Source organism: Ruegeria intermedia (assembly GCF_900129345.1).
Lineage (GTDB): Bacteria > Pseudomonadota > Alphaproteobacteria > Rhodobacterales > Rhodobacteraceae > Ruegeria > Ruegeria intermedia.
Genome location: NZ_FQVK01000015.1, coordinates 41,399 through 67,891 on the forward strand (window position 1 = coordinate 41,399; position 26,493 = coordinate 67,891).

The window sequence follows — 26,493 nt, forward strand, 5'->3', positions numbered from 1 at the left end:
CGGAATCGACCATATGACCAATCGCATCGCATTTCAGGGCGAACCCGGCGCCTACAGCCACGAAGCCTGCCGCATGGCCCGCCCCGACATGGAGCCGCTGCCCTGCCGCACCTTCGAGGACGTGATCGAATCGGTCCGGTCGGGCCAGGCCGACCTGGCGATGCTGCCGGTCGAGAACACCACCTATGGCCGCGTCGCCGACATCCACCGTCTGCTGCCACACAGCGGGCTGCACATCATCGACGAGGCCTTCGTGCGCGTGCACATCAATCTGCTGGCGATCCCCGGCGCAACGCTTGACGACATCACCGAGGCGCATTCGCACCTGGTTCTGCTGCCGCAATGCGCGGGCTTTCTGCAGGAACACGGCATCCGGGGCCGGGTCAGCCCCGACAACGCCCGCGCCGCACGCGAGGTCGCCGAGGCCGGTGACAAGCACTCGGCGGCCCTGGCCAGCGAACTGGCGGGCGAGATTTATGGCCTGAACGTTCTGGCCCGTCATATCGAGGACAATGACGACAACACCACCCGGTTCCTGGTCATGTCGCGCGAGGTGGACGAGACGCGCCGGGGTGCACACGGCATGATCACCAGCTTCGTCTTCCAGGTGCGCAACATCCCGGCGGCGCTGTACAAGGCACTTGGCGGGTTCGCGACGAACGGCATCAACATGACCAAGCTGGAAAGCTACATGGTCGACGGTTCCTTCACGGCGACGCAGTTCTATGCCGACATCGTCGGCCATCCCGACGACCGCAACGTGCAGCTGGCGATGGACGAGTTGCAGCATTTCACCACGAATGTGGAGATTCTTGGGGTCTATCCCGCCGCGCGGCCCCGGGGCTAGAGACTTGCGACCGGGCGGCGTCAGCCCCCGTGCGCGTACCGGGCTTCCATTTCGCGGGCGAAATCACCCAGCCGCAGCTGGAACTGGCGGCGAAACCTCGTTTTTCCCAGCTTGAATGATTGCAGCAAAAGCCGCGCGGGCAACGTCTGGGCGGCCAGCGACATTTCGATGGACAACCGCGTATGCCGCTGCGACAGCGGCAACAGCTCGACCGTGGTCAGGCTGGTCATACCCTTGCCCGCGGCCACGAACCGCATCAGCGACGGGCGTTCGAACTCGGCCAGTTCGACCGACATGCGCCGCGTTCGGCCGCGCACCTTGAACTCGGCATCCCAACAGGCCCCGACCCCGGGGGAAGGCGTATCGAAGGTCCGCCGCACCTCGATCCCGCGCCGCAGGGCCATGCGTTCGAATCGCCCGAAATCCGCGACCATTTCGAAAACGTCCGAGATGGGGACCTGAATGTCTTCCTGTGCCGAAAACTGCATGTACGCCCCTGTTCGTTCAGCTTTTTTGCCAGTGTCTCGCTAGTCCAACGTATCCGCAAGCCAGTTGCGCAGAAGAAAATGCGCGATCGCGCCTTTTCGCGCCGGCATCAAGCGCGGGTGTTCCCCGGCAAAGGCCTGCATCATGTCTGCGCGCGACACCCAGATCGCGTCTTCGATCTCGACCGGGTCGATCGTCAGCCTCTGCGACAGAGCCTGCGCCGCACACCCGAACATCAGCGAAGCCGGAAATGGCCAGGGCTGGCTGGCCAGATAGCTGACGGCCCCGACCGGCACGCCGGCTTCCTCCATGACCTCGCGGCGCACGGCGGCCTCGAGCGTTTCGCCCGGTTCGACGAATCCGGCCAACAATGAATACATTCCCTCGGGCCAGCAGGGCGAGCGCCCCATCAGCACCGCGTCGCCGAACGTGACCAGCATGATGACCACCGGATCGGTGCGCGGAAAGTGCTGGGCACCACATTCGGGGCAGACCCGCTGCCAGCCACCCTGTGCCGGGGCGCTGCGGGTTCCGCACCGGGCGCAGAACCGGTGGGTTTCGTGCCAGCCGATCACCGCCTTCGCCGTCGCGGCGATTTCGGCATCGCGGGGCGACAGACGGGTCATGATGCGCCGCAGCTCGGCAAAGACATGACCGGCGGGCAGGTCCGGATGCTGCTGCTCGGAGCGATCGACAAAGGCCCCGACCCCGGACAGGTCCAGCCCGTCGGCCGGCCAACCGGATATGTCGGCGGCAAACAGGGGCGCGCCCGCGTCGGACTTCCCCATGAAAACGGGCTGTTCGACGGCACCCCCGGGGCCGCTCTGCACCAGAGCGTGGGTCATCGGCACCCAGGCCAGCCGATCCAGATCGCCGCCCTGCACCAGGATCTTGCCCCGCCACAGCAGCAGGCAGCGCGACGCCGGATCCGTGCGGGCCGCCTCCAGTTCTTCGTCGTTGGTGCGAATTTCGGCGGCCCGGTTCAGCCCCGACCCCCCGAATGTAACCTGCTCTGCCCGTTTCATGTCCATGCTCCTGCGATTGACCCAAGGGCTGCCACGACTGTCGGCCCGGCGCAATGCCCAAGCCAGGGCAGCCGTTCGGCAGTGCCCGCACTCCGCCTGCAAAAAGACACATGGATGCCCGACGAATAAGCGGATATTCTACCACTCGGTGAACATGCATTTGCAACAACGCACAAAAGCAGAGCAGTTGAAAACAAAATCCTTGGCGCATCAGGCGCATGGCCACGCAACCCGATCCGTCCTTCGCGTCCTGGCGACGACGGACCTGCACATGAATATGACCAGCTTCGACTATTACGCCGACCGGCCGGACCAGGCCATCGGGCTGACCCGCACGGCCAGCCTGATCCGCGCCGCCCGGCAAGAGGCCCGGCAGTCGGGCGCCGAAGTGCTGCTGTTCGACAACGGCGACGCGCTGCAAGGCACGTTGCTGGGTGATTGGGCCGCCGACCAGCCCGGCCCTCAGCATCCGCTGCTGTCGGCTTTCGAGAAACTGGGCTATGACGCCATCGCGCTTGGCAACCACGATTTCAGCTTCGGGCTGCCGGTTCTGGAGGCCATCGTCGAACATGCGCCGTTTCCGGTTCTGTGCGGCAATCTCCGGCGCATGGGACGGGCGCAGGTCTGGCGGCCCTGGACCGTTCTGAAACGCCGGATGCGGGTCGGCGGCGAGGAGGTTCCGCTGCGCGTCGGCGTCTTTTCTATCCTGCCGCCGCAGACCGCCCGGTGGGAAGCCCACCATCTGGACGGGCAGGTCGAGGTCGCCGATTCGATTTCCACCGCCCGGACCTGCATTGCCGAACTGCGCGACCGCGGCTGCGACCTGGTGATTGCCCTTGCCCATTCCGGCCTGGGAGACGCCGAGCCCGCCCCCATGTCCGAGAATGTGGTGATCCAGCTGGCCGCCCTCGAGGGCGTGGATGCCATCGTGGCCGGGCACACGCACATGCTGTTTCCCGCGGACATCCCGGACCCGGTGGCCGGCATGGACCTGCAGAAAGGCCTGATCCACGGCAAGCCCGTGGTCATGCCCGGAACCGCGGGAACCCATCTGGGCGTGATCGACCTGACGCTCGAGCGAGATGCGGCAGGGTGGAACATCGTCGCGAAATCCGGCCAACTCCGTTCTGTCCGGCCTGCGCACCCGGATGCGGGGCCCGTGCCCGAAGACCCCGAGATGATGCAAGTGTGCCGGGCCGGACACACACGGACCCGCCGCCGTGCGGCATCCCCGGTCGGGCGGACGGAGCAGGCTCTGCACAGCTATTTCACCTTCTGCGGGCTGGGTCGCGGCCTGACCCTGGTTGCCGCCGCCCAGGCCGCTGCGCTGCGGCCGGTTCTGAAAGACTCGGAGTTGGAAGACCTTCCGCTGCTGTCGAGCGTTGCCCCGTCCAAGTTCGGAGGCCGGGCCGGGCCACGCCATTTCACGGACGTTCCGCGGGGCGACGTGTTCCTGCGTCACGTGTCGGATCTGCATGTGTTCCCGAATGAATTGCGGGCGGTCGTCGTCAGCGGCGCGCAGTTGCGGAACTGGCTGGAAATGTCGGCGGCAGTCTATCGGCACATCGACGGCGCCCGCGACGCAGACCTGATAGACCCGCAGGCGACCGGGCACAATTTCGACGTTCTGCACGGGGTGACCTACGAAATCGATCCGTCATGCCCGCCGCGTTTCAACCTGGGCGGACACCGGACCGGCAACGAGACTGGGCGGATCCGGAACCTTTGCCATCACGGCACCCCGGTCACGCCGGACCAGGCCTTTGTCGTGGCCGTCAACAACTATCGGGCCAATGGCGGTGGCAATTTCCCGATCCCGCGGCAAAGTCCGGCGATCCAGTTGCCGCGCATGAGCATCGGCGCGGTCGTCCGGGATTACCTGTCCGGAGCGCTGGAACGCGATCCGCTCGAAGGCGCCCCGGCCAGCTTTTCCCTGACCGGTTTCCACGGGCGTGCGGCCGTGCTGCGTACCGGTCCCGGTGCCGCGAAATACCTGGATGAACTGGCCGCTTTCAAACCCGAGCCGCTTGGGTTGGACGACCGGGGCTTTCTCCGGATCCGGCTTTGGCCGTGACGGGTTGCCAAGCGGCCGCGTGATGCCTATATCGGCGGTCGAGAGGTTGGCGCGGGCAAGCGCCTCGCCAACCTGGTCAGGTCCGGAAGGAAGCAGCCACAACGAGCCCCGCTTGGGTCGCTGTCCAACCTCTCACTCGATGCCGCCATGGCACAAAGTTTTCCGAACATTCCCTGAAGCAGGGCCGCCGGACGGATCGTCAGGCGATCAGCCGCGGCCAGATTGCGCGGCTGCGCCGGGCAAAGGCACCGATATGGCCGACCTCGCGCAGGCCGAAGGCCGCCGGGGTCAATAGATGGCGCCGCGCCGCAGGCCCGTACAGCTCGGCGAGCCGCCAGACCGCCGGCGGCGGAACCGTCTGATCATCCTCCAGGGCGATGACATCGACCGGGGCCGTCGTTCGGCCCCAATCGGCCCGCGGAAGCGTGTCGCCCAGTTCCGGCAGATAGCTGTCGGGTGATGTACACCACTTGCGCCACTGCCAGTAGACTCCGGCTGGCAGATCGGATCCGAACCCAAGCATCCGCCCCGGCAGATAGCCCAGCAGACGCACCAGAGGCGGCACATGGCCATACCAGAACAGGGTCGCCAACCCCTTGTAGGGCCAGGGATGATCGGCCAGGGTCACCAGCCCCGAACACACGCAGATCATCCGGTCGATCCGGTCGATCCCGGGCTGGAGCGGCCCCAGCATCCCGCCGACCGAATGGCCGATGACCCAAAGCCTGGCATCGGGATAGCGCCGCCGCATCTCGGCCTGCGCCGCCGGCATGTCCTTCAGCGCCCAATCGGCCATCGTCGCATCCGAGTCCTTCAGGCGCCGTTTCAGAGATGTCCCGAAATCGCGATAGTCATAGGTCAGGCAGGCCATGCCCCGTTCAGCGGCCAGCCAGCGCGCGAAATGCTGGTAATAGTCCCGCGGCACGCCCGTCGCCCCGTTCAGCACGACGGCGATTTCCGGCCGGGCCATCGGCGCATAGAGCCGCGCCGACAGGTTTGCCTTGCCCGCCGAAAACTCGAAATCCTCGACTTTCACGGTCTGCTGCGAATCCAACATCCATGCCTCCAAATGCTCTGGACCAATCGGTCCAATCATTTCATCTGGACCGATCGGTCCAGTGCTGTCAAGATACGCGCAAGATGACCCGACGTCCGCAAAACACCCGCGATCGCCTGACCCAAACCGCCGCCCGACTGTTCCAGCGCTCGGGCTACAACGGTGTCGGCCTGACCGAGATCCTGACCGAGGCCCGCGCGCCCAAGGGCTCGCTGTATCATCATTTTCCAAAGGGAAAGCAGGATCTTGCCCTGGCCGCGGCCAGCTGGGCCTCGGACGGGATGCGCGACATGATTGCTGCATCGTTCAACGACGCGCAGGATTTCCGCGCCGGGGTCACCACCCTGTGCCACAAGATCGCGAAACTGTTCGACTCCTCGCCCCAGTGGGAGACCTGCCCGATCGCCGCCACCCTGTTCGAAAGCCCCGACAACCCAACCTTCCGCGACCATGCCGACCGGCTGTACGAAAGCTGGATCGAGGATGTGCGCGGCCATGCGGAACGGTTCGGCGTCGCGCATCCGGACATGGCGGCCGACACCCTGTTCATCGTGATGCAGGGCGGCTGGCAACTGGCGCGCGCGCGTCGGGATTCGAATGTGCTGCGCCGGTTGCCCGAGCATATCCCGTGGGACCGGTTCCAACCGGATGGCGAATGCGGCTTGACTCGGCCCGACCCTGACCGCTAGCGATTGGGTGATGGTTCCCGCGCCTTCGGCCGGGATGAAAAGGGAACACGGTGCGGTCCGACCCGGGAAAACCGGAACGGGCCAAAGCCGCGACTGCCCCCGCAACTGTAGGCGGAGAGCGATGCCGAGATACCACTGACCGCAGGGTTGGGAAGGTCGGCAAAGCAGCGACCCGCAAGTCAGGAGACCTGCCATCAAACGTGAAACCGAAACTCGGACGGGGTGTCCGGGCAGGGTCTGGCCGTGAAACCGGCCGACTGCTCCGGGCCGCCCCGCCCAGCGCGCGGAGGGCGCATCATGATCTGGAAGACAAACACGCACGAATTTTCCGCGACCGTCTGCCAACGCACGGGCAGAACCTGCCCGGCGCTGGCGCATCTGGCCCGGTCGGTCGCGCAGGCGGTTGCGGCGGCCGGCGCGGCAACCTCGCCCGATTTCCGGGTGGAAGGCACCGGCGAACTGACCCATTGCACGCCGGGATGCATTGCCCGCTTTGATGCCCGTGCCGACCTGATCCGGGTGTATTGCGGCGCGCGCCCCGAAGCCGCCGCGGAAAGCCTGGCCGCCTATGCCGACCTGATGTTCAATGATCTGGCCGATGCCTGCCCGGCGCAGGGGCTGGACACGTCACCCTGCGCGATGCTGCAGGCGGTCGCGTTGGAACCCGCCAGCATGGCGGAACAGGCCTTGCCGGCAGTCATCTGACGGTCACTCCGGGGTAGCAACCCGCGCCGGCGCCACGGCCCAGAGCAACTGCGCCTCGGTTTCCACGGCGCAGGGGCGAACGGCCCGCAGGCGTTTGAGCGCCGGTTCCGGGGCCTCGCCGCATTCGATCATCAGGCGCAGAACGGCCATGCCGGATCGGCCGCAGCCCCCACGGCAATGCACCAGAACCCGCCCGCCGCCGCTCAGCGCATGGCGGGCGGCAGCGCTGACCGGCGGCCACTGGCCGTCAAAGTCACCCTCAGGCGCCGAGAAATCGTCGACCGGCAGATGCGCCCAGCGGCTGGCGCGCCCCTGGATGTCCGATCCGAAATCGCCCGCCCCCACGGCGACCATCTCGGCCAGGGTCGTCATCGAGATCACAAGTCCCGGCGCCCAGCCGCCGATCAGGTCCAGGTCGCCGGCGTAGTCGCCGCCTCCGCCGGGGATCGAGGTCAGGGCAAGCGAACCGCCACCGACCTGCAGGGCATGAACAACCAGATTGGACATCAAAATCACCCTTCAAAATCGCAAGACTGAAACTATCCCGCCAGTATGACCCAACCGGCGCCACGGCCAAAGCGAAAAACCTGCACCGGCGCTGTGGACGCGGGGCACCGGGAACTCTACCCTGCATCGTCAGTACGAATCCGTCAGAGCAGACATGACCACACAGTCCAGCCCCGCCTATCAGGTTCTCGCCCGCAAATACCGCCCGGAAACCTTTGCCGACCTGGTCGGTCAGGATGCCATGGTGCGCACGCTGAAAAACGCGTTCGAGGCGGACCGGATCGCGCAGGCCTTCATCATGACCGGCATCCGCGGCACCGGCAAGACGACCACGGCCCGGATCATCGCCAAGGGCATGAACTGCATCGGCCCCGACGGCAATGGCGGCCCGACGACCGAACCCTGCGGCCAGTGCGAGCATTGCGTGGCCATCATGGAAGGCCGCCATGTGGACGTGCTGGAAATGGACGCCGCCAGCCGCACCGGCGTGGGTGACATCCGCGAGATCATCGACAGCGTGCGCTATCGCGCGGCCAGCGCGCGGTACAAGATCTACATCATCGACGAAGTCCACATGCTTTCGACCAGCGCCTTCAACGCGCTGTTGAAGACGCTGGAGGAACCACCCGAGCATGTGAAATTCATCTTCGCCACGACCGAGATCCGCAAGGTTCCGGTCACCGTGCTGTCGCGCTGCCAACGGTTCGACCTGCGCCGGATCGAGCCTGAGGTGATGATCGGCCTGCTGCGCAGGATCGCCACCGCCGAGGGCGCGGAAATCTCGGATGACGCGCTGGCCCTGATCACCCGCGCCGCCGAAGGCTCGGCCCGGGATGCGACCTCGCTGCTGGATCAGGCAATCAGCCATGGTGCCGGCGAAACAACTGCCGATCAGGTGCGCGCGATGCTGGGACTGGCCGACCGGGGCCGTGTGCTGGACCTGATGGACATGATCCTGCGCGGCGATGCGGCCGGGGCCCTGACCGAGCTGGGCGCGCAATATGCCGAGGGCGCCGACCCGCTGGCGGTGCTGCGCGATCTGGCTGAAATCACGCATTGGGTCTCGGTGGTGAAGATCACGCCCGACGCGGCCGAGGATCCGACCGTCTCACCCGATGAACGCGCTCGCGGCCAGCAGATGGCCGAGGCGTTGCCGATGCGGGTGCTGACCCGGATGTGGCAGATACTGCTGAAAGCGCTCGAGGAGGTCTCGGCCGCCCCCAACGCGATGATGGCCGCGGAGATGGCGGTGATCCGCCTGACCCATGTGGCCGATCTGCCCAGCCCGGAAGAGTTGATCAAGCGCCTACAGGACAGCCCTCCGCCGCCCGTCGGCGGGCCGGGGGGCGGCGCTCCGGTCGCCGGAAACAGCGCCCCGCCCGTGACCGCGACGGCCTCGGCCCATGCGCCGGCCCCGCGTGGCGCGGGCGGCGCGCCGACGGCGGCGTTGGCCCAGGACGTGCAGACCGCGCTGGCGCGTTATCCAACGTTCGAGCATGTGGTCGAGCTGATCCGCGCCAACCGCGACGTGAAGCTGCTGGTCGAGGTCGAAAACGGCGTCCGCCTTGTCTCGTACCAGCCGGGCCGGATCGAGTTCACGCCCACCGAAAAGGCGCCCACCGACCTGGCCGCGCGGCTCGGGTCCGCGCTGCAGCGCTGGACCGGCAATCGCTGGGCGGTCTCGATCGTCTCGGACGGCGACGCGCCCACCATCGCCGAGCTGCGCGATGCGGCCGAGCTGGCGCTGAAGGCCAAGGCCGAAGAACACCCTCTGGTGCAGGCGGTTCTGACTCAGTTCCCCAAGGCCCGCATCACCCGGATCGAACCCCCTCAGGACCGCGCGGCCAAGGTCGAAACCGAAGCCCTGCCCGAGGTCGAGGACGAGTGGGATCCGTTCGAGGAAGACTGATCATCCGCGCAGAAGGCGCGCTGCCCTTGTGAAGGACGCAGACGGCCCGTATTTAGGCCGCAAATCGAATGACAGGAGACATACAGATGCTCAAAGGACTCGGCGGTCTCGGCGACATGGCCAAGATGATGAAATCCGCGCAGGAACTGCAGACCAAGATGGCGCAGATGCAGGAAGAGCTGAACACCATCATGGTCGTCGGCGAATCCGGCGCGGGTCTGGTCAAGGCCACGGCCTCGGCCAAGGGCGAGCTGAAAGGGCTGGACATCGACCCGTCGATCTTCAACAGCGACGACAAGGAGGTGGTCGAGGACCTGATCCTGGCCGCCATCAAGGACGCGCAGACCAAAGCCGCCGAGCGGTCGCAGGAAGAAATGGCCAAGCTGACCGAAAGCATGGGCCTGCCGGCGGACATCAAGCTGCCGTTCTGATCTCTCTCCTTCCCCCCGCCGCCAAAGCCAAGCAGGACAGGCCATGAGTTCGAACAGTGACATCGACGCCCTGATCGACCTGATGGCAAAATTGCCGGGGCTGGGGCCGCGCTCGGCCCGGCGGGCGGTGCTGCACCTGATCCGCAAACGCGCCCTGCTGCTGACGCCGTTGTCGGACGCCATGCAGCAGGTCGCCGCCACCGCACGCGAATGCCTGAACTGCGGCAACGTGGGCACCACCGACATCTGCGACATCTGCAATGCCGAAGACCGCGCCACCGGAGAACTGTGCGTGGTCGAAGACGTGGCCGACCTGTGGGCGATGGAGCGCGCGGGCGTGTTCAAGGGCCGCTACCATGTGCTGGGCGGAACGCTCTCGGCGCTGGACGGCGTCGGCCCGGAAGACCTGCGCATCCCCCGCCTGCGCGACCGGGTGACCGCCGAAAACATCACCGAGGTGATCCTGGCCCTGAACGCCACCGTCGACGGGCAGACCACGGCCCATTACATCGCCGATCAACTGGAAGGCCAGGTCCGTCTGACCTCTCTGGCGCAGGGCGTACCGATCGGAGGCGAGTTGGACTATCTGGATGACGGGACGATCACCGCAGCGCTGCGGGCGCGGAAGGAACTGTAAGGTTTCGAAATCCGTTCACTTTCGTCGTGGGCGATGACCCGACATTACGTCACCTGAATTTTCATTCACCACCCCACTAGACGACCGGTCTATTAATTGCCATCTCGTTGCCCATGAGCACGCAACGCAAGGATACCCGGAAACAGATTCTGGCCGTTGGCCGCCGGCTGACCGCCGAGCGCGGGTTTGTCGGCGTCGGCCTGAGCGACCTGCTGAAAAAGGCTGGAGTCCCCAAGGGCTCGTTCTACCATTACTTCGCCTCGAAAGAGGATTATGGCTGCGCGCTTCTGGAAAGTTTTGCCGACGATTACCGACAAGGGCTGGCGGACACGCTGAACAACCCGTCGCTGAACGCGCATGATCGGTTTCTGGCCTATTTTCAGGGCTGGATCCGCAAGCAGACCGGGCAAAACCCGGAAGATCGCTGCCTGGTCGTCAAGCTGGCGGCCGAGGTCTCGGACCTGTCAGACAGCATGAGCGGTGTTCTGCAAAACGCCGTGGACGGCATCGTCGAGGCCCTGACCCAGACCCTGCGCGACGGCATCGCCGAAGGTTCGGTGGCCCGGCTCGAGGATCCGGCGCTGACGGCGCGCGCGATCTATCACCAGTGGCTGGGCGCCAGCCTGGTCGCTGGCCTGTCCGGGTCGGTCGAACCGCTGGAATCGGCCATGAAATCAACTGCATCCGCGATACGCCCGATGTAAAAAATTTTGCCTGGTTCATAGACGACCGGTCTAATATCAACCGAGGACAGGAGCCTGCCCATGAAAATTCTCTACAAAACAACCGCGACGGCCACCGGTGGCCGATCGGGGGTGACCGCGCTGGATGACGGCTCGTTGTCGGTTCCGATGGTGCGCCCGGGCACCCGGGGCGATGGCCACAACCCCGAACAGCTTTTTGCCCTGGGCTATGCCGCCTGTTTCGACAGCGCCATGGATTTGATGGCGAAGTCCCTGGGGCTGGATACAACCGGCGCCAGCACCACGGTGGCGGTCGGTCTGGGGCAGCGGTCCGATGGCGGCTATGGGCTGGATCTCGACATCACGGCGCATCTGCCCGGGCTGTCCGATGACGACGCCCGCAAGCTGGTCGAGGCGACGCATCAGGTCTGCCCCTATTCCCACGCCACACGCGGAAGTGTCGACGTGCGCCTGCATGTCGATACCAACGCGTGATCACGCGCTCAACGCAACGCAAAGGACCGACACGACATGTCTGACATCAGGAACCGCCAGATCGTTCTGGCCGAGCGCCCCAAGGGCGAACCCGACACCAACACGCTGCGCATGGTCGAAACGGATATCCCCGAACCGGCCGAGGGGCAGATGCTGCTGCGCACGATTTACCTGTCGCTGGACCCCTATATGCGCGGACGCATGAGCGACGCCCCTTCTTATGCACCGCCGGTCGAGATCGGCGGGGTCATGGTGGGCGGCACCGTGGCGCGCGTGGTCGCCTCGAAGATCGACGGGTTTACCGAAGGCGACTGGGTGCTCAGCTTCAATGGCTGGCAGGACTATGCCCTGTCGGATGGTGAGGGCGTGCTGAACCTCGGCCAGGCGCCCGCGCACCCGTCCTGGGCGCTTGGGGTGCTGGGCATGCCCGGCTTTACGGCCTGGGCCGGCCTGACGCAGATCGGCGCGCCGAAACCCGGTGAGACAATCGTGGTCGCCGCGGCGACCGGGCCGGTCGGGGCAACGGTCGGCCAGATCGGCAAGATCCTGGGCTGCCGGGTCGTCGGTGTGGCCGGCGGCCCCGAGAAATGCGCCTATGCGGTGGACGAGCTGGGTTTTGACGCCTGCATCGACCACAAGGCCCCGGATTTCGCCGAGCAGCTCGGCCAAGCCGTTCCGGACGGCATCGACATCTATTTCGAGAATGTCGGCGGCAAGGTGCTGGACGCGGTGATCCCGAACCTCAACCTCAAAAGCCGCATCCCGCTGTGCGGGCTCGTATCGCAATACAACGCCACCGCGCTGCCCGAGGGGCCGGACCGGATGAACTGGTTCCTGGGCCAGGTCCTGCGCAAACGGATCACGGTGCAGGGATTCATTATCTTCGAGGATTTCGGCCACCTCTACCCCGATTTCGCGGCGCAGATGGGCGACTGGGTCAAGTCCGGACGCATCAAGTACCGCGAGGAAATGATCGACGGGCTGGAAAACGCCCCCAAGGCGCTGATCGGCCTGCTGCGGGGCGAGAATTTCGGCAAACGCGTCATCCGCGTTGCGCAAGACTGACGGCTTCGGACAAGCCAAACGAAAGGACAAGCAATGAAGATCCTCATGGTTCTGACGTCTCATGACCAACTCGGCGACACGGGCCGCAAGACCGGCTTTTGGCTGGAAGAGTTCGCGGCCCCCTATTACGTGTTCAAGGATGCCGGGGCCGAGATCGTGCTGGCCTCGCCCAAGGGCGGGCAACCGCCCATCGACCCGGCCAGCGACGAAGACGCCGCGCAGACCGACGCCACCCGGCGTTTTGCGGCAGACGCGGACGCGCAGGCCCAGCTGGCATCGACCCGGCGCCTGTCGGACATCGACGCCGAAGGTTTTGACGCAATCTTCTATCCGGGCGGCCACGGCCCGCTTTGGGACCTGGCCGAAGACGCGGACAGCAAGCGCCTGATCGAAACCTTCGCCGCGACGGATCGCCCGGTCGGTGCCGTCTGCCACGCGCCCGCGGTCTTCAGGCACACCACCGCCCAGGACGGAAAGCCGCTGGTCTCGGGGCGCCGCGTCACCGGGTTCTCGAATTCCGAAGAGGCGGCCGTGGGCCTGACCGACATCGTGCCCTTCCTGGTCGAGGACATGTTGAAGGCCAATGGCGGGCTTTACGAAAAAGCCGATGATTGGGGCCCGTTGACGGTGACCGACGGGCGCCTTGTCACGGGCCAGAACCCGGCCTCGTCCGTGGGCGCCGCCCAAGCCGTCCTGGCCCTGTTGAACGGAAACTGATCGCAGCACCGCCCCTGCGGCAGCTGCGCTGCGGGGGCGGGCATTCGTCGGGCAACCCTGCCTCAGCCGTGCTGCGGGACCACCGGATCGGGCGCGGATGCCGAGCGGCTTTCGGGCGCGAAATCCTGCGGTCTTTGTGCGGCGAAGGCGTGTTCGGGCGTTGCGCGAATATCGGCCCAGCCCGGCGCACGCAAAAAGCCCGGCGTTCTGAGAACCAGACACAAGACCGAACTGCCCTCGGCATGGATCAGCCCCGCGCGCTGCAACCGGTCAAGGGCCTGCTCGACAGCTTTGGCGTCGTAACTGCCCATCAACCGCTTGCGCAAAAGATCCACCCCCATGATGGTCGGGCACAGGTCCAGAATGGATCGTTCGACCTCGGACAGGTCATGGCTGACCGGGCATTCGGGGCGGCGGGAATCCACGACCCGGTCGCCGTCGAAATACAGCGCCGCCGCCGCGCTGGCCTGCCAATCCTTCAGGCTGTGCAGCACCGGCTGCGCGCGCTGATCTGCCGAGGCTGAACCGTCCTCGAGAATGTCGAAATGATAGGCGTGATCCCACAACTCCTCGGGCGGAACCGCATAGACATGCGCATAGGGCTTTGCCGGCGCGACCTTGATGCCAAAGGCCTCGGGGCGTTCGAAATAGGGGCTGAACCGATCCGCCCGCACCGGTCCGACCGAGCCCGGCGGCTGCAGGTGCGCAAGCAACGGGATCAGACGGGACAGGTTGCGGAACGTCTCGGCGGTCTCGCAGGGAAAGCCGTACAGAAAGCACCATTCGACGAACACGCCCGCCTCGGCGCACAGCTTGAGCGTCTGGATGTTCTGAATCCCGGAAACGCCCTTTTTCATGTGCATCAGGCTGGCCGTGTCAAAGGTCTCGATCCCCGGCTGGACCTTGCGGATGCCCGCATCGGCCAGCGCCGCGATCACCGACGGGGACAGGTTCGACTTCACCTCGTAATGCATCAGAAACGGGCGCTCGTCGCGGGCAAGCCGCGGAATCAGCGTCCTGAGGTAGCGATGGTCCAGAATATTGTCGACGACCACGATGTCAGGCCCGTACAGGTCGGCCAGGTGGCGGAACTCGGCAAGCGCCCGGTCCGGGGACTTGCTGCGATACGCCATCGTCTGACCGTTCAGACCGCAGAACGTGCAATGGTGCTTGGCACCCCACCAGCATCCGCGTGATGTCTCGATCGTGGGCGAAGGCGTCAGGATGTCGGACAATCCCGGCGTCTGTTCGAACCGATCGAAGAACGCGCTGAAATCCGGGATCGGCAAGGCATCGAGATCTGCCGTCAGACGCGGCGGCTGCCCGGGGCGGTCCTGCCGCAGGTCCGAGCGCGTCAACATCCCGCGCACGGCGGGCAGGTCGCGCCGGGTTCGCACCTTGTCGAGAAATTCGGCAAAGGCTTGCTCGCCTTCGCCCTGGCACACGGCATCCAGTTCGGGGTGCGCCCGCAAAAGCGCCTCGCCCAGCGGCCCCTCGCAATTGGCGCCCCCCATGACGATCACCAGGTCGTCGGATCGTTTCCTGAGGGCCCGCACAAGCGCGACCGACGCCATCACCTGCTGGAACGAGGATGTGATCCCGACCACGGTCGGGGCGCATGACATCACCTCGTCGGCGCAGCGCTCCACGAAATCCCGCGTCAGTTTTCGGGCAGCCAACGCGCTATGCACATAGGTCAGCCACTCGACCCCCTCGACATGGTCGCCCAGGACGTCCAGCAGATAGGCCATCGCATCCGGCTCGGGGCGCGGATGGACCAGATCACTGAACAGCCACTCTCCTAACAGGGCCTGATAGACCTTGCCATCGGACAGCAGGAAATAGTCGTCAAGGCCGATGGTTTCGGCAAAGTCGAAGCTGAAGTATTTTTCGGTGGTCGCGACCCCGGCGTCCCTGGCCATTGTCGCCAGCAGCGATATCCCCAGCGCGGGATGCTGCAGCGAGGAAAACGGCATCGACACCAGGCACAGGCGCTGACCCGCCGCAGGTTGCGACGTCACATGACCCGGCGGCGTCTCGCTCATGCGGGATTACGCGCAGCGCGGGCGAAGCACACCGTCGGATGTCTGTTCGTAGGCTGCCTTGATGTCCTGCATCGCGGTCTTCAGATCCGACTCACCGGCAAAGACCGAACTGATGGCGCCCAGAAGCTTGCGCGCGTGGTCATCCTGATCCAGCGTGATGCCAAGCCGGTCCACGACCTCTTCGGGGTTCTTGATGAACGCGTTGCGGAACGCCTCGTCCAGCACCCCGCGCCCGATGATGGTCTGGACGTCTTCCAAAGTCAGTCCACGAGTATGGTGATCGGTCATTTCTGCCCCCAATTTCTTAAAACCATGCGCGACTGGTATAGTGTTATTGGAGAAAACTCAACGATTAAGCACCCTGCGCCCTCGGCCAGTCCCGGCGGCGACTGCGCCGATGATCTGGCGTCGGCCATACGGATCGGGCTGGAATATTCCGGGCGGACCAGACATACTCGCATCCGACCGGGGGGAGCCTTCGAGAATGCGGAGTCGGGTACAGATCGAGCCAACCGAGCGCCGAATGTGTTCGGTGCTTTTTGCCGACATCGTGCGTTCGACCATGATCATCGGCGACCTGGACCCCGAAGACGCGGTCAGCCATCTGGGGCCGGTGATCGAACAGATCATGACCATCTGCGAAAAGAACGGCGCGACCACGCTGTTCACCGGGGACGGCGCGCTGGCGGTCTTCGGCACGCCCCACGCCGACGAGGACCACGCCGCAAAGGCGATTGCCAGCGCGCAGGAGATCATCCGCCAGATCGCCGGGAAGGGAGATCAGAGCCCCGACGTCCGCATCGGAATCCACGCCGGCGAACTGCTGGTCAGCGATCTGCAGCACACCCAGGGGCGCGAGCAGGCCTTTCTCGGGCCGGTCATGAACATCTCGAGCAAGATCGAGGCCGCCGCCCGCAAGAACGTGGTGACGGTCTCGGAAACGGTCATCCAAAGCGTCGGAACCCTGTTCGACCATGAACCCGTCGGCGAATTGCAGATCGACGGGCGCAACAAGACGCTGAAACTGTTCGAGATCAAGGCCCGCAACGAGCAACTGTCCCGGTGGGCATCGCAGGCACGTCGCGACCGCTCGCCCCTGGTCGGGCGCGAGGCCGAATTGGCCCGGCTGCGCGAGGCCTGGTCCAGGGCCTGCCAGGGTGAGGGCAACTCGGTCCTGCTGCTTGGCGCGGCGGGGGTCGGAAAGTCGCGCCTGACCCACGAACTGGTGGAAGACATCGCGCCCGAGGCGGTCGATCTGTGGGAGTTCAATTGCTTCTCGCTGGATCAGACGGCTGCCTATCTTCCGATCATCCGCGCCTTGAACGCCCGCCTGAAACTGTCCGACTGCCGGTCGGACGCCGAGTTGGAAGCGAAGCTGTCGAAGGGGATCGGGAACACCAGGTTCCTGGACAATCACACCAGACAGGCCCTGTTTTCGATCTTTCGCCGCGCCCGCACCGAAGTCGAACAGGCCGCCGGCGACCCATCGCGCCGGCGCCGCAAACTGAACGACATCCTGTCCAGGATGATCCTGTCGACCCGGAAAGAGAAACCGCTTCTTCTGTTGTTCGAGGATCTTCACTGGGCGGACCAGGGCACATTGGACGTGGTTCAGGAGTTGCTCTCACGCATCTCCTTCCTGCGGGTTCTCGTGGTGCTCACTTCACGCAACGCGACGCCCTTCACAAGCGATCAGAAAGGCAGGTTGCAGCTGCTTCCGGTCCCCCCGCTTGGCGAGGACGACTGCAGGGAATTGATTTCGCGCCTGTTGGGGCCACGGGGCGACGACGGCCTGCTGCGCGACTTCGTCGACACCATGAGCGGCCGCACCCCGTTGTTCGTCGAGGAATTCGCCCACCATCTGCGAGACCGGCTGGACCGGACACAAAACAGCCAAAGCCTGCACCGCAACCTTGCCGATCTGGAAGTGCCGGCCCGCATCCAGCCTCTCATCGCCTCACGGATCGACACGCTGGACAGCGAAAACAAAAAGGCGCTTCAGGTTGCCGCGGTCGGCGGTCTGCGCTGGACGTGGAGTACGCTGACCGAAACGCTTCAGCGCCTGGGATTCGAAGCCCAACCCCGGCTGACGGCCCTGATCGAGAACGGCTTTCTGGAAACCTACGGCCCCGCGGAAAACCAGCAGATCCGGTTCAGCCACGCGCTGGTGCAGAAAGTCGGCTATCGCAGCATTCCGCGTCTGCGCCGATCGCGCCTGCACCGGGCCATCTTCGAGGCCCTGCACGCCGGCGCGGACACCGATGATCTGGAAATCGCCCAGGCCATCGCCCGCCATGCCGATCAGGGTAAGCTGTGGCAGGAGGCAACCGAAGCCTATCTGCGCTGCGGCGAGCTTGCCAGCCGAATGTTCTCGTTCGAGGCGGCGGTTTCGTATTTCGACAACGCGCTGCGTTGCGTCGGCAGGCTGAAGGCCGAGACCGGGGCTCAGAACGTGTACGAACTTGAACTGCGGGTTCGTCGGGGCCTGCGCGTCTCGCTGGTGGCCAGCGGAAATTTCCGCCGCATTCTCGAAATCTCGCAAGAAGCCGAGAAATTATGCGATGACGCGGGGGACAGGGTCTCGAAGATCACGTCGCAGATCGATCAGGGGATCATGACGACGATCCTGTTCGATATTCGTGACGCGCGCCGAATTTCGCAACGCGCCCTGGACAGCGCAACCGAACTGGGCGATGCCCGGCTGCAGGCCAACGCAGCCTTTGCCTTGGCGCAGGCCGCCTGGTTCCACGGAGACTACGAGAGCGCCAAGACGGCGATCGACCATCACGCCGGTCTTTTTCAGAGCGAGTTCCGCACCGTCGAAACCGGAACGACCGGGTCGATTTCAGTGCTGGGAATCGCGACCCGGGCCAACGCCCAAAGCATGTTGGGCCAATTCGACAAGGCCGAGGACGACATTCGCGAAGCGCTGGAAATCGCGGCCGAGACGGGCAAGGTGTATGACCGCAGCTTCGCCCTGATCGCGCGCGGGATCAGTTGCTGGAAGGCAGAAGACGACACGCGAGCAGCAGAGGCATTGCGCATGGCACTGAAGATCTCCAGCGAAGCCGGGATCGATGTTCTCAGTTGCTTTGCAGCAGCGCCGCTCGCCCGTGTGCTGACCCGAAACAGGGACTTCACGGATGCGCGACTTGTCCTGACCAAGAGCCTAGGTCTTGCGCGGGAAATGCAGATGGAAGCCTTTGTCGCCTGGCTGTTGAGTGCCGAGATTTGCGTTCTGCAGGAAGAGGGCCGCGCCGGCGAAGCCGAGGAAGCCGCCGCGGAGCTGGCAGACCTTTGCCGGCGGAACGGATATTTCGGATGCGACCCAACGTTGACTTGTTTCTAACGGCACCAATCACATTCCAGGCAAACTGTCCGCGCCGCAACTTCTGCTGCTCTCCAATCTTTGGGCGGACTTCGACGTAACTCAAGGCCCTCTTTGTTGCGGCTGATAGGGTTGGTTTCGTTTTTTTCGGCCGATGGGCCATAATCGGGGGTTTGCCGCCAAGGGCGGAACGTGGGCGCATGCGAATATAGAACTCGACCAACATGCGGTCGCCTGCCTTTGCCTCTGCCCCCGTCTCCCAAGCGTGCAAGTATGCGCAGCCGCACTTCAGGCTCGGCCACAATCGCTCGACGAAGATGTGACGTTGCTGAACTGATGCGGTGGATGCCCCTTGGAGGAGTTGGCGCACACGAGCTTTTCGCGCGACCACTGGGCCAAATTCCAAAGCACAAACCCACTGGAGCGTCCGAACAAGGCGATCAAGCGCCGAACCAACGCGGTCGGCGTCCGGACGCTCTCTCGAACCGGTGGCGATCACGCGGCGCCGAATGATGCTGGAAACCGTCGCCGCCAATTGCGCCACTGACCCCATGGCCCCGGTGAAGATCGCCGCCCCGTAACTGCGGCCGAGCCAAAGTCGAAGCGCAAGGTTGCATCATGCCCCGGGACACGATCATGAAGTCCGGCGCGAGGCCGAAGTTGCCACAAGGAGGTTCACCAGCACTGTTGAGATTGATCCAGGATTCGCGGGTACACCTGCGACGGAAAATGTTTCGGCACGGACCTGGACACGACACAGCCTTTCGTTCTGTTTCGTTTTGACAAGTCAGCCTCCGGGTCGGCGGCGCAGATACTGGCCAAAGTTCTGAATGCCGAAGCCGTCACAGACAGATTTTTAAGATGTGTGGCTCCGGGACTTTCCCCGGAGATTGCTCTGACAGTCACTCGAAAAGGTTGTTGAAAATCAAACGCCCGCCAAGCGAAAAACCGGCCGGCGTTGCTGTTGTGTCCCGTAACCCGGAATACGCCCCCAGATTCTTTGGGCCTTTTTCATGGCAGCAGAATCGTGCTGCCGGTGGTCTTGCGCGCCTCGAGCGCGCGATGCGCCTCGGCAACTTCATCCAGCGCAAACCGCTGGTCGATATGGATCTTGACCTCGGCGCCGGTGACCTTGTTGAACAACCGGCGGGCCATTGCCTGACAGACCGAGTGGTCGGCGATGTGGGTGAACAGAGTCGGGCGGGTGATCTTCAGCGACCCTTTCTTGGCCAAAATCCCGATGTCGAACAGCGGCACCGGCCCCGAGGCATTCCCGAACGAGATCATCATGCCCAGCGGCTTGAGGCAGTTCAGCGACCCGTTGAACGTGTCGGCCCCGACCGAATCCATCACCACGTCGACACCTTTGCCGCCGGTGATCTCGGCCACGCGGGATTCGAAATCTTCGGTGCGATAGTTGATGCAATGGGTCGCGCCGTTGAACATCGCCAGCCGGCACTTGTCATCGGTGCCCGCGGTCCCGATCAGCTTTATCCCTTCGGACTTGGCCCACTGACAGGCGATCAGGCCCACGCCCCCGGCCGCGGCGTGGAACAGAACCGTGTCGCCCCGCTTGAGCGGCGTGGTGCGGTGGAACAGGTATTCGACCGTCAGCCCCTTGAGCATCATGGCCGCCGCCGTCTCGAATGAAATCCCGCCGGGCAGCGGGCAGACCTGGGCCGCCGGCATCACCCGCGCCTCGCAATAGGCGCCCGGCGGCATGGCGGCATAGGCCGCGCGCTGGCCGGGTTGCAGATGGGTTACCCCCTCGCCCACCGCCTCGATCACGCCGGCGGCCTCCATGCCCAGCGCATGCGGCAGGTCCAGCGGATACAGGCCCGAACGTTGGTAGACATCGATGAAATTCAGCCCGCAGGCATGGTGCCGGATCACAACCTCGCCGGGCCCGGGATCGCGCAGCGGTCTGTCCTCGATCTTCAGGACCTCGGGGCCGCCGGTTTCATGGATGACAACGGTACGCGCCGTTTTCTGCATGCTCACCTCCTGAAATCTGCTGCCAAGCTAGCACGCCTGCACGACAGGGCAATCACCCGATCTCGGAACAGTGAAGTGCATGGCTGCCGGAATGTGGTAGATTGAAGTTGGGCGTTGCCGGGTCATCCGGCCACGGACAACCCGATGCCGGATGCACTCCGCGGCGCGAATGGGCCAAGGAAAGGGATCAAGATGGCAAAAACGATCGGCAATCCAGTCAGCTGGGCCGCCCGCAATCTGGGTGCGACCAGCGAGCATATCGCGGAAAACGTCACAGGCATCGGCAGCGCAGATACACGGCACCTGCCGCAGGTGCGCAGGCTGACCCTGCAGGACCTGCGGGCCTGCCTGAAGGCCGGATACGAGGATTTCAAGGCGGTTCGCGCCGACGCGATCTTCATCGTCCTGATCTATCCGATCGCCGGGCTGGTGATGTTCGGGCTTGGCATGCAGGCCGACATGGTGCCGCTGCTGGCCCCGCTGATCGCGGGCTTTGCCCTGATCGGACCGGTGGCGGCACTTGGCCTGTACGAAATCAGCCGCCGACGCGAACAGGGGCACGAGGTGCATTGGCTGGACGCGTTCGGCGTGTTCCGCTCGCCGTCACTGGGCGCGATTCTGGCGCTGGGCTTCTACCTGGTGATGTTGCTGCTGGTGTGGCTGGCGGCGGCGCATGCGATTTTCTTGCACACGATGGGGCCACAGGCGCCAACCGCGCTGGGCCAGTTCCTGATCCAGGCCGTCACAACCAGCGCAGGGTGGACCATGATCCTGGCCGGTACCCTGGTGGGCTTTGGCTTTGCGCTGGTCGCGCTGGCCATCAGCGTGGTCAGCTTTCCCCTGCTTCTGGACAGGAAGGTCGGCCTGCCGGTGGCCGTCGTCACCTCGGTCCGGGTGCTGCGGCGCAACCCCCGGGTCATTTTGACATGGGGATGCATCGTGGCCGCATTTCTGGTTCTGGGGGCGCTTCCGCTGATGCTGGGGCTGATCGTGGTGATCCCGGTTCTGGGTCACGCCACCTGGCACCTGTACCGCCGGGCCGTCGCCTGAAGCACGCGGGACAGCCCTCCTCAGCCCGACACCTTCAGAACGATCTTGCCGATATGGTCCGAGCTTTCCATCCGCGCATGCGCGGCCGCCGCTTCGGCCAGATCGAACGCGCTGTCCATGACCGGCGCAACCTTGCCCGCCTCCAGCAGCGGCCAGACCGCCTCGTGCAGGTCCTGCGCGATCCGGGCCTTGGCCAGGTCGCTTTGCGGGCGCAGGGTACTGCCGGTCAGGGTCAGGCGTTTGACCATCATCAGGGCAAAGTTCAACTCGGCCACCGGCCCCTGCAGAAAGGCGATCTGGACCAGCCGCCCATCCTCGGCCAGCGCCTTGACGTTGCGGGGGATATAGTCGCCGCCCACCATGTCGAGGATCAGGTCGGCCCCACCCTCGGCCCGCAGGGCGGCCACGAAATCGTCGGTCTTGTAGTTGATCGCCTTTTCCGCCCCCAGCGCCACGCAGGCCGCGCATTTCTCGTCGGACCCGGCGGTGGCAAAGACCCGGGCGCCGAACGCGTTGGCCAATTGGATCGCGGTGGTGCCGATGCCGCTGGAGCCGCCATGCACCAGGAACCGCTCGCCCGCCTTCAGCCCGCCGCGGGTGAAGACGTTCGACCAGACGGTAAAGAAGGTTTCGGGCAGGCAGGCGGCCTGTTTCATATCCATGCCGTCGGGCACCGGCAGACAATGCGCCGCGGGCGTGGCGACATATTCGGCATAGCCGCCACCGGGCAGCAAGGCGCAGACCTTGTCGCCCAGAGCCAGACCCGAGACCCCCGCACCGATGGCGACCACCTCGCCCGACGCTTCGAGCCCCGGAAGATCGCTGGCCCCCGGCGGCGGATCGTAGGCCCCGGCCCGCTGCAACGCATCAGGGCGGTTGACGCCGGCATAGGCCACCTTCAGAACCACCTGACCATGGCCGGGTTCGGGTATGGGGCGCTCGGTCAGTTGCAGAACATCCGGGCCACCCGGCGAGGTGATCTCGACAGCGCGCATCATCTTGGTCATCGGCAAATCTCCTTTGCGCAACGGGTATCAGGCAAATCGGCAAAGGCCCAGCGGGAACAGCCGCTTACCTGCGCGGGTGCAGCATGCCCGGCAGGTCGGCGCGCATCCGGGCCGGAGCCCGCACCTGGCCGGCCAGCCAGTTGGGAACGGCCAGAAACGGCCGCATCAGCGGGTTCTTGTTCACCTGCGCCTTGAGCTTTTCGAACTGCATTACGTTTTCGATGCGACGGTCCAGAAAGTCCCATGTGCGCTGATGGTCGGGGCTGTCATCACCCAGCCAGAACAGCACGGTCGAGGAATATACCCCCGACAGCGTCGCGCGTTTGGTGTACCAGTTCACGTCTTCGGACGTGTCGCCCAGCGCATTCCAGATCAGGTCACAAGTGCCCCAGACCGCCTTGGCGCCGTCACCGGCATACATGGGCAGGGAAAACAGGGCCACGCCCCGGCGCACGGCCTCTTTGTCGGGAACCGCCTGCAGGCGGAACCGAACCGCCGCCGCGATCCGGTCGCGGAATTTCAGATCGCTCAGATCCTCGGATTTCAGCCGTTCCAGCATCGCTGCATCACCCCGGTCGTGAAAGGCCAAGGCCAGATCGACCGCGCCGCGCGGACAGATCGCGCGCGCCAGCCCCTCGTCCAGGCCACAATCGGCAATCGCCGCGCGAAAACTGATGTCAGACCATCCGTCGAAGGGCACATGGGTCAGGATGGCGTCCAGCAGCTGCTGCTTGGCGTCTTCATAGGTCACGGTCATGGCGGCTCTCCAACTGTCTGGCATAGTACTAGACAAGTTGGGCCCGCTTTGCTATACGGCCAATTCCTGCAATTTCCTTGCAACTCGAACTTAGAAAGGTGGTGACAACCACATGCAGGTTAGTGTTCGCGACAACAATGTCGATCAGGCGCTTCGTGCCCTGAAGAAAAAGCTGCAGCGCGAAGGCGTGTTCCGCGAAATGAAGCTGAGGCAGCATTTCGAGAAACCGTCCGAGAAAAAAGCGCGCGAGAAAGCTGAAGCGATCCGCCGTGCCCGTAAACTGGCACGCAAGAAAGCCCAGCGCGAAGGTCTGCTCTGAGCAAACCTCCTCCAGCTTTGGATGACACTATTTGACGACCCCCGAGGCCTGGCCCGGGGGTTTGTCGTTTCAACCTTTGGTCTTGTTTCACCGGCTTGACCCTGTGTGCGCGGCAGGTCGCCATTTCCCGAAAGGCAATTTTTTGCCCGGCATTTTGCAGCGCAGCGCATCTCGCCTCGGCAGCATCGTGTCACCAATGCGCGCCTGCCCAGAGCAGCCCGCCAACACCGTCGATATCCCGCCCCTCATGTGAGCGCCACCGGAAGGACAAAAACACGAATCGAGGCAGAAAATACCGACTGCAAGTGCATTCGAACGCACGATGCTGGACCTGATCAACCAGGACCGCACATCCCGCGGGTTCGAGAGGTTCCAGCGCGACGCAGCGGATGCAAGACGCCGGGTTCGACCTTTGGAGAACCTGGCGGACCGGCGAAAGCATCGCATGGCAGTCCGAACGCGGGCAGCCCTGCATCATCGATGACGTGGCGCATTTGCACCAGAACCTGATCAACAGCCCGAGCCACCGCGCTATATTCTGAACCCGGAACTCAAATATGTCGGGATCAGGGTCGAGAACGGCGCCATGCGGGGTTTCGAAGCGGTGATGCTCACCCAGAACTTTGCCGCAACCGCCGCGGCAGTCATGCTGGAGATCGGCGATACGAATAATCCGCCGACGACGCCGGACGAAGTCGCCGTTCCGAAAGAGCCACGGCCGGAAACGCCGGAAGTGGACGCGGTTGACCGCGGTGAGTCCGACCCCTTCTGCTTTGACGCTCAGGCCTTCCTGGATGAAATCGCCGGCTTTCTCTAAAACCTGCAAGCGCAGATCGACGAATTCGATTGAACGGACGACAGGAACAGCGACACGGTCATGGCAGGCACCGATGATCTCGACATGATGGCGACCGCCGGCGCCACTCCGGAAACCGGATCCGAACCCGTGGGCCCCGAAACAGCGCGCGGCCGACCATACCGGCCTCGCGCGTTCCGGCTCAGGTCTCTGGCCCTCTTCAATAGATCTTGGGCACGTACAACTCGTCGGGCAGCACGCGGCGCTCGTATTCGGGGTTGTATTTCCGGTCGGGCAACGTGACCTTTTCGTGCGGGACTTTGTCATAGGGGATCTTGGTCAGGATGTGCTCCATGCAGTTCAGGCGCTCGCGCTTCTTGTCGTTGCCTTCGACGATGTACCAGGGCGCCTCGGGGATGTTGGTGCGGAACAGCATGTCCTCCTTGGCCTTGGTATAGTCCTCCCAGCGGATGCGCGATTCGAGGTCCATCGGCGACAGTTTCCACTGTTTCATCGGGTCGTGGATCCGCATCAGGAACCGCAGCTGCTGTTCCTCGTCGGTGATCGAGAACCAGTATTTCAGCAGGATGATGCCGGACCGGACCAGCATCCGCTCGAATTCCGGAACGTCCTGGAAGAACTGTTCGACCTGGTCTTCGGTGGCAAAACCCATTACCCGCTCGACCCCGGCACGGTTGTACCAGGACCGGTCGAACAGCACGATCTCACCCGCGGCCGGCAGGTGCGGCACATAGCGCTGGAAATACCATTGGCTCTGTTCGCGCCGGCTGGGGGCCGGCAGCGCGACGACCCGTGCGACCCGCGGGTTCAGGCGCTGGGTGATCCGCTTGATCACGCCCCCCTTGCCCGCCGCATCGCGGCCTTCGAACAGAATGCAGACCTTGGCGCCGGTATGCTGAACCCAGTCCTGCACCTTGATCAGCTCGGCCTGAAGACGCAGCAGGTTGCGGAAATAGACCCGGCGATCCAGCATGTCGGGGTGCTGCTCGCGGTAGATCTTGCGCACCTCCATCGACAGCATCGGCTCGCTGAACTCGATTTCGATATCCTCGTCCAACGTGTCCTGAAGCTCGGCCTCCAGCCAGTCGGGGGTGTCGTCCTCGGCACCGCGGTCGTTTTCGTTCTGGTCGGCCATCGGGGTTTGTTGTTCTTCTTCGGCCATTTGGTTGCTCCTTGTCTTTCGTGGATGCGGGTCTTAGCCATCCCATGTAACCGGGACATGACGCGGCGGCGGCAGCCACCGGACCCCGATCTTGGCCCGGCCGCCGGGCAGACACAACCGCCGCCGGCCGCGCTCAAACCGGCAAAGCCGTGGTCTTGAACACCGTCCGCAACGCGAACGAACTCTGCATCTGCGCCACGCCCGGCAGCCGAGACAGATACTGGCGGTGAATGCGCGCGAAATCCTCGGTGTTTTCGGCCACGACCTTCAGCACATAGTCGGCGGTTCCGGCCATCAGGTGGCACTCCAGCACGTCGGGGATACGCCGCACCGCCTTCTCGAAAGCTTCCAGAACCTCTTCCGCCTGACCCTGCAGGGTGATTTCGACGAAAACGGTGGTCGGAACGCCCAGCTTGCGCGCATCCAGCAGGGCGACATAGTCGCGGATATAGCCGTCGGCCTCGAGCCGCTGCACCCGACGGTGACAGGCCGAGGGCGACAGGTTCACCTGTTTGGACAGTTCCGCATTCGACATCCGCCCCTTGCGCTGCAGCGCGGACAGAATCTTTCGGTCAGTCGCATCCAGGCTCATTCGCGCACTTTCCTTGCGGTTTTGTTTGCAGTTTTCGCATTATCTCCCTCATTTTAGGTCAACCGCGCACCGAGTTTCACAAAAATTGCGCGGC

At 64.5% G+C, this 26,493-nt stretch carries 27 protein-coding genes, 1 other RNA gene and 1 riboswitch; of the genes, 17 read left to right on the forward strand and 11 right to left on the reverse strand.

The features are described from left to right. The first annotated feature begins 13 nt into the window (after window positions 1-13). Complete coding sequence (locus F3H26_RS11695; protein WP_149776233.1) at window positions 14-847, forward strand: prephenate dehydratase; 834 nt, start codon at window positions 14-16, stop codon at window positions 845-847. A gap of 20 nt (window positions 848-867) precedes the next feature. Here the strand turns inward: F3H26_RS11695 and F3H26_RS11700 are convergent, their stop codons facing one another. Together F3H26_RS11700 and nudC are read right to left on the reverse strand one after the other, a co-directional pair. Further along, window positions 868-1,335 carry an SRPBCC family protein gene (locus tag F3H26_RS11700; protein ID WP_149776234.1) on the reverse strand — a complete coding sequence of 156 codons (468 nt, stop codon included), beginning with the start codon at window positions 1,333-1,335 and terminating at the stop codon, window positions 868-870. Between the two features lie 39 nt (window positions 1,336-1,374). Further along, a complete protein-coding gene (gene nudC, locus F3H26_RS11705) occupies window positions 1,375-2,358 on the reverse strand; it encodes an NAD(+) diphosphatase (RefSeq protein WP_149776235.1) in 984 nt (327 codons plus the stop codon). A gap of 154 nt (window positions 2,359-2,512) precedes the next feature. Between nudC and F3H26_RS11710 the strand changes: the two genes are divergently transcribed. Further along, window positions 2,513-4,432 (forward strand): bifunctional 2',3'-cyclic-nucleotide 2'-phosphodiesterase/3'-nucleotidase, encoded by a 1,920-nt coding sequence (locus tag F3H26_RS11710; protein ID WP_149776236.1) that lies wholly within the window; start codon window positions 2,513-2,515, stop codon window positions 4,430-4,432. A gap of 40 nt (window positions 4,433-4,472) precedes the next feature. After that, window positions 4,473-4,569: signal recognition particle sRNA small type (gene ffs / locus F3H26_RS11715), an RNA gene on the forward strand. Between the two features lie 62 nt (window positions 4,570-4,631). Here ffs and F3H26_RS11720 read toward each other — a convergent pair. Next, on the reverse strand, window positions 4,632-5,489 hold the full coding sequence (locus F3H26_RS11720) for an alpha/beta hydrolase family protein (RefSeq protein ID WP_149776237.1): 858 nt from the start codon (window positions 5,487-5,489) through the stop codon (window positions 4,632-4,634). Window positions 5,490-5,572: 83 nt separating this feature from the next. On the opposite strand from F3H26_RS11720, the gene F3H26_RS11725 reads away from it, so the two are divergent. Continuing rightward, complete coding sequence (locus tag F3H26_RS11725; RefSeq protein WP_149776238.1) at window positions 5,573-6,178, forward strand: TetR/AcrR family transcriptional regulator; 606 nt, start codon at window positions 5,573-5,575, stop codon at window positions 6,176-6,178. Beyond that, a riboswitch (cobalamin riboswitch) is annotated at window positions 6,173-6,388 on the forward strand. Its footprint overlaps the gene before it by 6 nt. Before the next feature lie 87 nt (window positions 6,389-6,475). After that, a complete protein-coding gene (locus tag F3H26_RS11730; RefSeq protein WP_149776239.1) occupies window positions 6,476-6,883 on the forward strand; it encodes a hypothetical protein in 408 nt (135 codons plus the stop codon). Between the two features lie 3 nt (window positions 6,884-6,886). Here the strand turns inward: F3H26_RS11730 and F3H26_RS11735 are convergent, their stop codons facing one another. Then, window positions 6,887-7,390, reverse strand: coding sequence for a protein-tyrosine phosphatase family protein (locus F3H26_RS11735; RefSeq protein WP_149776240.1), 504 nt, complete (start codon window positions 7,388-7,390; stop codon window positions 6,887-6,889). A 154-nt stretch (window positions 7,391-7,544) separates the two neighbouring features. On the opposite strand from F3H26_RS11735, the gene F3H26_RS11740 reads away from it, so the two are divergent. The 7 genes from F3H26_RS11740 (at window position 7,545) to F3H26_RS11770 (ending at window position 13,327) form a co-directional block, all read left to right on the forward strand. Next, window positions 7,545-9,299 carry a DNA polymerase III subunit gamma/tau gene (locus tag F3H26_RS11740; protein ID WP_149776241.1) on the forward strand — a complete coding sequence of 585 codons (1,755 nt, stop codon included), beginning with the start codon at window positions 7,545-7,547 and terminating at the stop codon, window positions 9,297-9,299. A gap of 86 nt (window positions 9,300-9,385) precedes the next feature. After that, on the forward strand, window positions 9,386-9,730 hold the full coding sequence (locus tag F3H26_RS11745) for a YbaB/EbfC family nucleoid-associated protein (RefSeq protein ID WP_005980576.1): 345 nt from the start codon (window positions 9,386-9,388) through the stop codon (window positions 9,728-9,730). Window positions 9,731-9,773: 43 nt separating this feature from the next. Continuing rightward, complete coding sequence (gene recR / locus F3H26_RS11750; protein ID WP_149776242.1) at window positions 9,774-10,367, forward strand: recombination mediator RecR; 594 nt, start codon at window positions 9,774-9,776, stop codon at window positions 10,365-10,367. A 113-nt stretch (window positions 10,368-10,480) separates the two neighbouring features. Beyond that, window positions 10,481-11,071, forward strand: coding sequence for a TetR/AcrR family transcriptional regulator (locus F3H26_RS11755; RefSeq protein ID WP_149776243.1), 591 nt, complete (start codon window positions 10,481-10,483; stop codon window positions 11,069-11,071). A gap of 60 nt (window positions 11,072-11,131) precedes the next feature. Then, window positions 11,132-11,545, forward strand: coding sequence for an organic hydroperoxide resistance protein (locus tag F3H26_RS11760; protein WP_149776244.1), 414 nt, complete (start codon window positions 11,132-11,134; stop codon window positions 11,543-11,545). A 36-nt stretch (window positions 11,546-11,581) separates the two neighbouring features. Further along, entirely contained in the window at window positions 11,582-12,610 is a 1,029-nt protein-coding gene (locus F3H26_RS11765) for an NADP-dependent oxidoreductase (RefSeq protein WP_149776245.1), read from the forward strand. Between the two features lie 33 nt (window positions 12,611-12,643). Beyond that, on the forward strand, window positions 12,644-13,327 hold the full coding sequence (locus tag F3H26_RS11770) for a type 1 glutamine amidotransferase domain-containing protein (RefSeq protein WP_149776246.1): 684 nt from the start codon (window positions 12,644-12,646) through the stop codon (window positions 13,325-13,327). Window positions 13,328-13,389: 62 nt separating this feature from the next. Here the strand turns inward: F3H26_RS11770 and F3H26_RS11775 are convergent, their stop codons facing one another. Both F3H26_RS11775 and F3H26_RS11780 read right to left on the reverse strand, forming a co-directional pair. After that, window positions 13,390-15,372, reverse strand: a complete 1,983-nt coding sequence (locus F3H26_RS11775; protein ID WP_149776247.1) for a RiPP maturation radical SAM C-methyltransferase — start codon at window positions 15,370-15,372, stop codon at window positions 13,390-13,392. Window positions 15,373-15,378: 6 nt separating this feature from the next. Then, window positions 15,379-15,660, reverse strand: coding sequence for an Os1348 family NHLP clan protein (locus tag F3H26_RS11780; protein ID WP_149776248.1), 282 nt, complete (start codon window positions 15,658-15,660; stop codon window positions 15,379-15,381). A 235-nt stretch (window positions 15,661-15,895) separates the two neighbouring features. On the opposite strand from F3H26_RS11780, the gene F3H26_RS11785 reads away from it, so the two are divergent. Both F3H26_RS11785 and F3H26_RS20010 read left to right on the forward strand, forming a co-directional pair. Next, entirely contained in the window at window positions 15,896-18,721 is a 2,826-nt protein-coding gene (locus F3H26_RS11785; protein WP_188127756.1) for an ATP-binding protein, read from the forward strand. A 340-nt stretch (window positions 18,722-19,061) separates the two neighbouring features. After that, on the forward strand, window positions 19,062-19,247 hold the full coding sequence (locus F3H26_RS20010; RefSeq protein ID WP_394349774.1) for a transposase: 186 nt from the start codon (window positions 19,062-19,064) through the stop codon (window positions 19,245-19,247). 464 nt (window positions 19,248-19,711) lie between these two features. Here the strand turns inward: F3H26_RS20010 and F3H26_RS11795 are convergent, their stop codons facing one another. Continuing rightward, on the reverse strand, window positions 19,712-20,695 hold the full coding sequence (locus F3H26_RS11795; RefSeq protein WP_149776250.1) for a quinone oxidoreductase family protein: 984 nt from the start codon (window positions 20,693-20,695) through the stop codon (window positions 19,712-19,714). A 192-nt stretch (window positions 20,696-20,887) separates the two neighbouring features. On the opposite strand from F3H26_RS11795, the gene F3H26_RS11800 reads away from it, so the two are divergent. Further along, window positions 20,888-21,745, forward strand: coding sequence for a DUF2189 domain-containing protein (locus F3H26_RS11800; RefSeq protein ID WP_149776251.1), 858 nt, complete (start codon window positions 20,888-20,890; stop codon window positions 21,743-21,745). A 20-nt stretch (window positions 21,746-21,765) separates the two neighbouring features. Here F3H26_RS11800 and F3H26_RS11805 read toward each other — a convergent pair whose 3' ends face one another. Both F3H26_RS11805 and F3H26_RS11810 read right to left on the reverse strand, forming a co-directional pair. Further along, a complete protein-coding gene (locus tag F3H26_RS11805; protein WP_149776252.1) occupies window positions 21,766-22,752 on the reverse strand; it encodes an NAD(P)H-quinone oxidoreductase in 987 nt (328 codons plus the stop codon). A 64-nt stretch (window positions 22,753-22,816) separates the two neighbouring features. Next, complete coding sequence (locus F3H26_RS11810) at window positions 22,817-23,509, reverse strand: COQ9 family protein (RefSeq protein ID WP_149776253.1); 693 nt, start codon at window positions 23,507-23,509, stop codon at window positions 22,817-22,819. Between the two features lie 112 nt (window positions 23,510-23,621). On the opposite strand from F3H26_RS11810, the gene rpsU reads away from it, so the two are divergent. Together rpsU and F3H26_RS11820 are read left to right on the forward strand one after the other, a co-directional pair. Next, complete coding sequence (rpsU, locus tag F3H26_RS11815) at window positions 23,622-23,828, forward strand: 30S ribosomal protein S21 (protein WP_007818122.1); 207 nt, start codon at window positions 23,622-23,624, stop codon at window positions 23,826-23,828. A gap of 586 nt (window positions 23,829-24,414) precedes the next feature. Then, window positions 24,415-24,645, forward strand: coding sequence for a hypothetical protein (locus F3H26_RS11820; protein WP_149776254.1), 231 nt, complete (start codon window positions 24,415-24,417; stop codon window positions 24,643-24,645). 199 nt (window positions 24,646-24,844) lie between these two features. Here the strand turns inward: F3H26_RS11820 and ppk2 are convergent, their stop codons facing one another. Next, the gene (gene ppk2, locus F3H26_RS11825) at window positions 24,845-25,780 is read right to left on the reverse strand and encodes a polyphosphate kinase 2 (RefSeq protein ID WP_149776287.1); all 936 of its coding nucleotides are present in this window, start codon (window positions 25,778-25,780) and stop codon (window positions 24,845-24,847) included. Between the two features lie 160 nt (window positions 25,781-25,940). Further along, a complete protein-coding gene (locus F3H26_RS11830) occupies window positions 25,941-26,399 on the reverse strand; it encodes an Lrp/AsnC family transcriptional regulator (RefSeq protein WP_149776255.1) in 459 nt (152 codons plus the stop codon). Between the last annotated feature and the right edge of the window lie 94 nt (window positions 26,400-26,493).